Source organism: Thalassolituus sp. UBA2009 (assembly GCF_002335285.1).
Lineage (GTDB): Bacteria > Pseudomonadota > Gammaproteobacteria > Pseudomonadales > Oceanobacteraceae > Venatoribacter > Venatoribacter alkanivorans.
This window is the reverse complement of sequence record NZ_DDCJ01000127.1, coordinates 24,065-30,334: the sequence shown is the minus strand read 5'-3', so window position 1 is coordinate 30,334 and position 6,270 is coordinate 24,065. Positions and strand designations below refer to the sequence as shown.

Annotated in this window: 8 protein-coding genes and 1 pseudogene; 7 read left to right on the top strand and 2 right to left on the bottom strand. The window is 53.7% G+C overall.

Annotated features, from left to right (window positions below):
• Positions 1–70 precede the first annotated feature (70 nt).
• Positions 71–658 (top strand): TlpA family protein disulfide reductase, encoded by a 588-nt coding sequence (locus B3P58_RS15595; RefSeq protein WP_286718929.1) that lies wholly within the window; start codon positions 71–73, stop codon positions 656–658.
• 12 nt (positions 659–670) lie between these two features.
• Here B3P58_RS15595 and B3P58_RS15590 read toward each other — a convergent pair whose 3' ends face one another.
• Positions 671–1,270: a hypothetical protein gene (locus B3P58_RS15590; RefSeq protein ID WP_225691683.1), complete on the bottom strand. Its 600-nt coding sequence runs from the start codon at positions 1,268–1,270 to the stop codon at positions 671–673.
• 114 nt (positions 1,271–1,384) lie between these two features.
• On the opposite strand from B3P58_RS15590, the gene B3P58_RS15585 reads away from it, so the two are divergent.
• The 3 genes from B3P58_RS15585 to B3P58_RS15575 all read left to right on the top strand — a co-directional run bounded on the left by B3P58_RS15585 (position 1,385) and on the right by B3P58_RS15575 (position 3,163).
• Complete coding sequence (locus tag B3P58_RS15585; protein WP_145469373.1) at positions 1,385–2,146, top strand: GNAT family N-acetyltransferase; 762 nt, start codon at positions 1,385–1,387, stop codon at positions 2,144–2,146.
• Positions 2,147–2,269: 123 nt separating this feature from the next.
• Positions 2,270–2,752 (top strand): DUF4442 domain-containing protein, encoded by a 483-nt coding sequence (locus B3P58_RS15580; RefSeq protein WP_286718926.1) that lies wholly within the window; start codon positions 2,270–2,272, stop codon positions 2,750–2,752.
• 78 nt (positions 2,753–2,830) lie between these two features.
• On the top strand, positions 2,831–3,163 hold the full coding sequence (locus B3P58_RS15575) for a hypothetical protein (RefSeq protein WP_145469371.1): 333 nt from the start codon (positions 2,831–2,833) through the stop codon (positions 3,161–3,163).
• Between the two features lie 4 nt (positions 3,164–3,167).
• Here the strand turns inward: B3P58_RS15575 and B3P58_RS15570 are convergent, their stop codons facing one another.
• The gene (locus B3P58_RS15570; RefSeq protein WP_286718924.1) at positions 3,168–4,106 is read right to left on the bottom strand and encodes a GGDEF domain-containing protein; all 939 of its coding nucleotides are present in this window, start codon (positions 4,104–4,106) and stop codon (positions 3,168–3,170) included.
• A gap of 275 nt (positions 4,107–4,381) precedes the next feature.
• On the opposite strand from B3P58_RS15570, the gene B3P58_RS15565 reads away from it, so the two are divergent.
• The 3 genes and pseudogenes from B3P58_RS15565 to B3P58_RS15555 all read left to right on the top strand — a co-directional run.
• Positions 4,382–5,188: a glucosaminidase domain-containing protein gene (locus tag B3P58_RS15565; RefSeq protein WP_286718922.1), complete on the top strand. Its 807-nt coding sequence runs from the start codon at positions 4,382–4,384 to the stop codon at positions 5,186–5,188.
• A 1-nt stretch (position 5,189) separates the two neighbouring features.
• A complete protein-coding gene (locus B3P58_RS15560) occupies positions 5,190–5,564 on the top strand; it encodes a PilZ domain-containing protein (RefSeq protein ID WP_186435938.1) in 375 nt (124 codons plus the stop codon).
• Between the two features lie 35 nt (positions 5,565–5,599).
• Positions 5,600–6,270, top strand: a pseudogene (locus B3P58_RS15555) (acetate kinase); the annotation flags it as partial.

The window sequence follows — 6,270 nt, the reverse complement described above, 5'->3', positions numbered from 1 at the left end:
CGCATCACCGACAAAGGACGCTTACTGGTACGTAATGCCTGCATGGCATTTGATACCTATCTGCAACAACATGAGCAGCAACGATTCTCCAAAGCCATCTGAATCTTCTCCCCGCAGCGCGCGCAGCAAATGGCTGCGCCGCGCGGCCGAACTCCTTCTGTTTGTTTTACTGTTCATCGCCCTGAGTCACTGGCTCAGCCGCCATATGCTGGATGCCGGCAGTTATGCCCCCTCACTGCAACTCCCCGTATTGCAAGGTAATCAGCCAGACGCTGCCAATAGCAGCCAGAACCCCGGCAGTTATCTGACGTCCGGATATCTGAACTGGCCTGCAGCCCATCCGCGTACACTGGTGTATTTTTTTGCGCCCTGGTGCAGCATCTGCCGCGTCAGCATGCCCGGACTCAATCTGCTGGGGAGTGAAGATCTGCGTGTTGTGGCGGTTGCGCTGGACTGGGAAACCCGGCAGGAAGTTGAAACTTTTATTCATTCGGTGGGCTTCACAGGCGAAGTTCTGCTGGGTAACAAGAGCACCGCCGAGCAGTATCAGGTACAGGGCTACCCGAGCTATTACGTGATGGACAACAACGGGGAAATTCTGCATCAGGACAGAGGACTGAGTACACCTCCCGGGCTGTGGCTGCGTACTCAGATATAAACAGATAACGATTCAGAGCAAACCAGGTTCACCATTCCAGAAACCCCAGCTATCCCCGTCGTATTGCAGATAAACCCGTTTTTCAAACGGCTTTTGAAAGGATTCCAGACTACGGCGCAGGGTACGGGCGGTACGGAAAGCCGGATCTTTAGCCCAGAGCTGCAGGTCATCGACATACCACTGGATATAGGCCTCGGCGTAATAGTAATCACCGATCTTATAAGGGCTCGAAAGCTCAACCAGTTTTTTCAGTTTGCCGGTCCCGTAATAAAACCCTTCCTGAGTACCCTGCTCCCGGTGTTCAAGCGGATAATCGTAAATCCAGGTCGCCAGCACTTTGCGTTTACGCCGGCCGTCTTCCTCGACCTCTGCCACTCTCATCTGCTTATCACGCTGCAACAGCCCATAACGGAACAGGCCATCCAGCAATCCGGCATCTTTATCTTTACTGCTGCGCTCAATTTCATAAGGCATAGGAAAAGGGAGCCACAGCAGGGGCTCAGCCTGCAATGCACGGGAAACCAGCTCCGCAGCGGTGTTTTCACCAAGAACCGGCTGCGCAGAAACTGTTCCACAACACAGTAACAGAATTGTAATAATTAACGGTTTCATAAATCCTCCCCGTCACTTAGCATAGCCGCCCTTTAGACGAATGTCGGACTTGTCATAGAAATGTCACAGCCCTGACTTAGAGTCGCGCTGATCAACAAGATAACAGGATTGACTATGCAGCAAGCCACTGCACGCCAACAGACTGAAACCCTCGAATCGCCACTGGTTGCCCGTATTACACAGGATCCAAAGGAGATACGTCAGGCTCTCGAACTGCGTTATCGTGTTTTTGCCGAAGGCATGGGCGCCAGCCTGCCCACCGCCAGCGAAGGCATCGATAAAGATGATTTCGACGACCTCTGTCTGCACCTGATTGTAAAAGACGTGATGAGCGACCAGGTGATTGGCTACAGCCGCATCCTGACCAACGAGCTGGCACAACGCGCCGGTGGATTCTACTCCGCCACCGAGTTTGACCTCAGCAACATCGTGCTGCCGGGAAAAACCTATATGGAAATTGGCCGCACCTGCGTTGATCCGGATTTCCGCAGTGGCGCCGCCATCGGACTGCTGTGGTCCGGCATCGCTCAATTTATGTCAGCGCACAATATCGATTACCTGATGGGCTGCGCCAGTATTCCACTGAACGAAGGCTATGCCCGCACCATCGCCATTGTGAATCATCTGCGCGAAAAACACTTCACGCCCGAACACATGCGTGCTGAGCCTAAAGTGCATATGCCACGTATTGATGTCGATATCGACGGTAAATCGCTGGTGCCATCACTGCTGAAAGCCTATCTGCGCATTGGCGTCAAAGTCTGCGGCGAGCCCTGTCTCGATAAAGATTTTAATGTCGCCGACGCCCTGATTCTGCTCGCCCGCGAAGACATCAACCAGCGCTACCTGCGTCACTTCACCAAAACTGATCTCTGACGCTGAACCGGCGTCTGCTGCTCAAGATAATCAGGGGCCTGCGGGCTCCTTTTTATTTCTGTCTTTTCCGCATCAGCCACAACCGCTAGACTGCGCGACCGCCAATAATGCCGTGAGAAAGTTATGATGAAAAAATTCACCCAGTGGCTGACCTCTGCATCCGGTTTACGCCGCATCCTTAATGTTTACGGGCCTTATCTCGGCGCGGGTGTCAAAGTCCGCTATCTGGCCAAAGACTTCCGCGAAGCCAAAGTCGAAATGAAGCTGCGCTGGTTTAACCGTAACTATGTTGGCACCCACTTTGGCGGCAGCCTGTTCTCTATGATTGACCCGTTTTACATGCTGTTGCTGATGAACAGTCTCGGCCGCGATTACATCGTCTGGGATGCCAGCGCTGAAATTGATTTTATAAAACCCGGGCGCGGTATTGTCAGTGCACATTTTCTGGTAACTGATGCCATGCTGGCCGAAATCCGCGATAAAACCGCGAACGGCGAAAAATTTCTGCCGACCTATGAAGTACACATTGTCGATGCCGAGGGCGAACTGGTCGCCCGCGCACGTAAAACCCTGTATATCCGCCGCAAGCCTGCCCCGAGTCACTGATCAACCGCACCTGTACGGCATGATATCGACGGTCTGCTACGCTTAAAGCAGTCACCATCAATGTTGTACAGGAGCCTTATGTCCACCATGACCATCAGTCAGGCCAGCGAACTGATCTGGGACCTGATTCAGACACTGGAAGATGCCTATTGGGAAGCCAGCAACTGCGAAGAAAAAGATCAGGTCTTTAACCTGATGCAGCTGCTGAATGCAGAATATATGGAATTGCTGAAAATCAGCATTCAGGATCATCATTACGAATATGAAGTCATCAGCACCGGACTGGTTTCACTGCAGCAGGCACTGGAAGATTTCCAACGGATTGCGCTGCAGAAAACCCGGCGTCAGAGTACCTCGTCGCGCCTCAGCGCCCTGCTGAATAAACTGAGTGCCAATTTAAGCAGTAACTGAACGATCAGTGTTCCAGCAATTGGCGCACCAGCGCCAGATTCACCGTTTCACTGAATTGATTACGCCCGGCTGATTTGGCGGCATAAAGCGCCTCATCGGCAGCCGCCAACAACAGCTCATGGCTTTCATCGGCCTGGGGTTCGCACCAGGCCAGACCAATACTCACGGTCACATACTGACTCACCGAAGACGCTGCATGAGCAATCGCCAGCCCGGCGATAGCAGCCTGCAAACGCTGGGCAACCACGGCCATCCCCTCAAAGTGAACAGACGGCAGAACCAGTGCAAACTCTTCGCCGCCGTAACGGGCCACCAGATCCCGTGGCCGCTGTACCGTTTTCTGCAGACACTGCGCCACCTGAGTCAGGCAACGGTCACCCTGCGGGTGGCCGTAATGGTCGTTAAAGCTTTTAAAGTGATCAATATCCACCATCATCAGGCCGATATTACCGCCTTCCCGTTGCGCCCGGCGCCACTCCGCACAAAGAAATTCGTCCAGATACCGGCGGTTGGCAATCTGTGTCAGACCATCCGTCACCGACAAGGCTTCCAGCCGTTTGCATTGTGCCCGCTGGGCCAGCTGCTTTTTTATCCGGGTCAGTGCCAGCAACGGATTCAGCGGCTTACGCAGGTAATCAGCAACCCCTGCCATAAGCGCTTCTGTTTCCAGAACCTCATCAGCGCTACCCAACAGCAGAATATCGCAATGACGGGTTTGCGGGTGATTATGCCAACGGCGGCAAAAGGCCGGGAGATCTTCTTCCAGCAAGCCCTGTTCAAGAATCAGCAGATCCGGTATCTGCGAAGGCTCATCCAGCCAGTCATAAAGCTGTGCGCGATTGATCGCTCCGGTCACACAGACTTCCGCAGCCAGCAAATCCCCCAGCTGAGCCTGGAGAGCAAGGGTTTCAGCAGCAATGATGACCAATGGCTGACTGGACATAGAATCGGCTTCCTGAATATTCCATAGACAGCGCACTCCAGCGTATTTGGTGCGCCTTTATTGCTTTATCGGCAAGAATACACCAAAGCGCATAAGCGGTAACAAAAAATCACTGGACTGTGAATATAAGACAATATTCTGACTCACATGCCTTTCAATTGTGTCAATCAGTAAGACAGTTCGTTGCCGACGTTTCTTCACGCTCCGGTACTGGGGGGAATGCGTTAAATTCGCTAAACTTAGACGAAGCTTTCTTAAAAAAATCAGTTTCTTACATGCCAAAGTACTTAGCATTTATCATCATTCTGGGATTAGCCGGCTGTTGCCGGGAAGACACCCCGCAACCAGACAATGACGTCCGCAGTGCCAGCGTGCAGATACAGCCGCTGCCTGACTTCAGCAGTTACCAGAACGTTAAAGAAAAGAAAAACGCATTCTTCTCTTACCTGTTGCCGTTAATTGAAGAGGCCAATACACGAGTGCTGGCCGAGCGCCAGATCGTGGAGAAGTGGTATCTGGCGCCTGACGAATTAACCGAACGTGACCGGGCAACCTTGCAGGAACTGCTGATCAAATACCGCGTGAATACCGACGACGAAGATGAGCAGAAAGCATTGCTGCTACTGCGGGTCAACACCATTCCGCCATCACTGGTACTGGCTCAGGCCGCCAACGAATCCGCCTGGGGCACTTCGCGCTTTGCTCAGGAAGGCAACAATCTGTTTGGGCAGTGGTGTTTCCGCGAGGGTTGTGGTCTGGTGCCTGAAGCCCGTGGTGGCAGTTCGCGTCATGAAGTACGCGCCTTTGAATCACCACTGGAATCAGTCGAAAGCTATATGCGCAACCTGAACAGCCACCCGCGCTACCGTGAGCTGCGCGAGTTGCGTGAACAGGAAATCGAGCAGCGGGGCTACGCCAGTGGCGAAACCCTGACCGAAGGCCTGCATGGCTACTCAACCCGTGGTCAGGAGTATATTGACGAAATTCGTAATATGATCGAACACAATAAACTGAACCGCTATGACCAGCAGCCTCTGCAGGAAAGCTTTCCCGCCGAGCAGCAACCAGTCCCCAGGGGGTAATGTGCAAGCCAATGAACGACGTTTCCGTCAACGCTACGATGCCTCTCCGCTGAAGCTGGAAATCCGCATGCTGAATTTGTTTGGCCGGCCGAAAAAAGCCCATATGGCTATCGCCCGCGATTTTGCCATCGGCGGTATTGCCATTATTTCGCCACTGAAAATGAAGGTCGGTAAACGGCTGCTGATCAGCATCGAAAGCCGTGACCACCGTCTGCAAGCCATTCCCGCCGTGATTATTCGTGCTGAAGCCTCAGGAGGCGATTACCTCTACGCGCTGAAATTTGCGATGGGGCAATTGCCGGAGGTTGCCAGTCGTGGGGCTTACACCGTTCTGCAACGTCTGGAAGTTAGCCTGAAATCCGTCAGCCCGGCCTGAGCCGGGCATACATCGATAAAAGCAAGGAATCTGCTGTGAACCAATCTGTACTTGTCATCAATTGTGGCAGCTCATCCATTAAGTTTGCTCTGTACGCCAATCCCGATGAATCCGCGCCATTGCTGACTGCACTGGCCGAGCGCCTGAATGAACACCAGCCCAGCATCCGTATTCAGGGCGCTATTGAATATCAGGGTGACCTGCCCGCAGACTCCGGCCATAAAGCCGCACTGCTGAGTTTTATTGAGCGCTGTGGTTCAGTGCTGCAAAATCTGCAGGGCATCGGCCACCGGGTTGTGCATGGCGGTGAACTGTTTCATGCCAGCACCATCATTGATGACGAACAGCAGCAGCGCCTGGCGACGCTGTCCCCCCTGGCACCACTGCATAACCCAATCAATCTGCTCGGGCTTGAGCTGTGCCGCGAGCTGTTTGCCGGCGTGCCACAGGTCGCCGTATTTGACACAGCCTTCCATCAGACCCTGAGCGAGTCAGCCTACCTGTATGGCGTGCCTTACGAGTGGTATGAGCAGGATGCGGTGCGCCGTTATGGCTTCCACGGCACCAGCTACCGCTATGTCACGCAGGAAACTGCCCGCCGCCTGAAAAAAGCCCCTGAAGACTGCAACCTGCTGATTGCCCATCTGGGGAATGGTTGCAGCGCCGCCGCCGTGCTCTGCGGCCGTTCGGTCGACAGCTCCATGGG

Excerpts from the sequence above, each read along its gene's own strand:
- B3P58_RS15595 (WP_286718929.1), top strand. The coding sequence starts at position 71 with ATGAGCAGCAACGATTCTCCAAAGCCATCTGAATCTTCTCCCCGCAGC.
- B3P58_RS15585 (WP_145469373.1), top strand. The coding sequence starts at position 1,385 with ATGCAGCAAGCCACTGCACGCCAACAGACTGAAACCCTCGAATCGCCA.
- B3P58_RS15580 (WP_286718926.1), top strand. The coding sequence starts at position 2,270 with ATGATGAAAAAATTCACCCAGTGGCTGACCTCTGCATCCGGTTTACGC.
- B3P58_RS15570 (WP_286718924.1), bottom strand. The coding sequence starts at position 4,106 with ATGTCCAGTCAGCCATTGGTCATCATTGCTGCTGAAACCCTTGCTCTC.
- B3P58_RS15590 (WP_225691683.1), bottom strand. The coding sequence starts at position 1,270 with ATGAAACCGTTAATTATTACAATTCTGTTACTGTGTTGTGGAACAGTT.
- B3P58_RS15565 (WP_286718922.1), top strand. The coding sequence starts at position 4,382 with ATGCCAAAGTACTTAGCATTTATCATCATTCTGGGATTAGCCGGCTGT.
- B3P58_RS15575 (WP_145469371.1), top strand. The coding sequence starts at position 2,831 with ATGTCCACCATGACCATCAGTCAGGCCAGCGAACTGATCTGGGACCTG.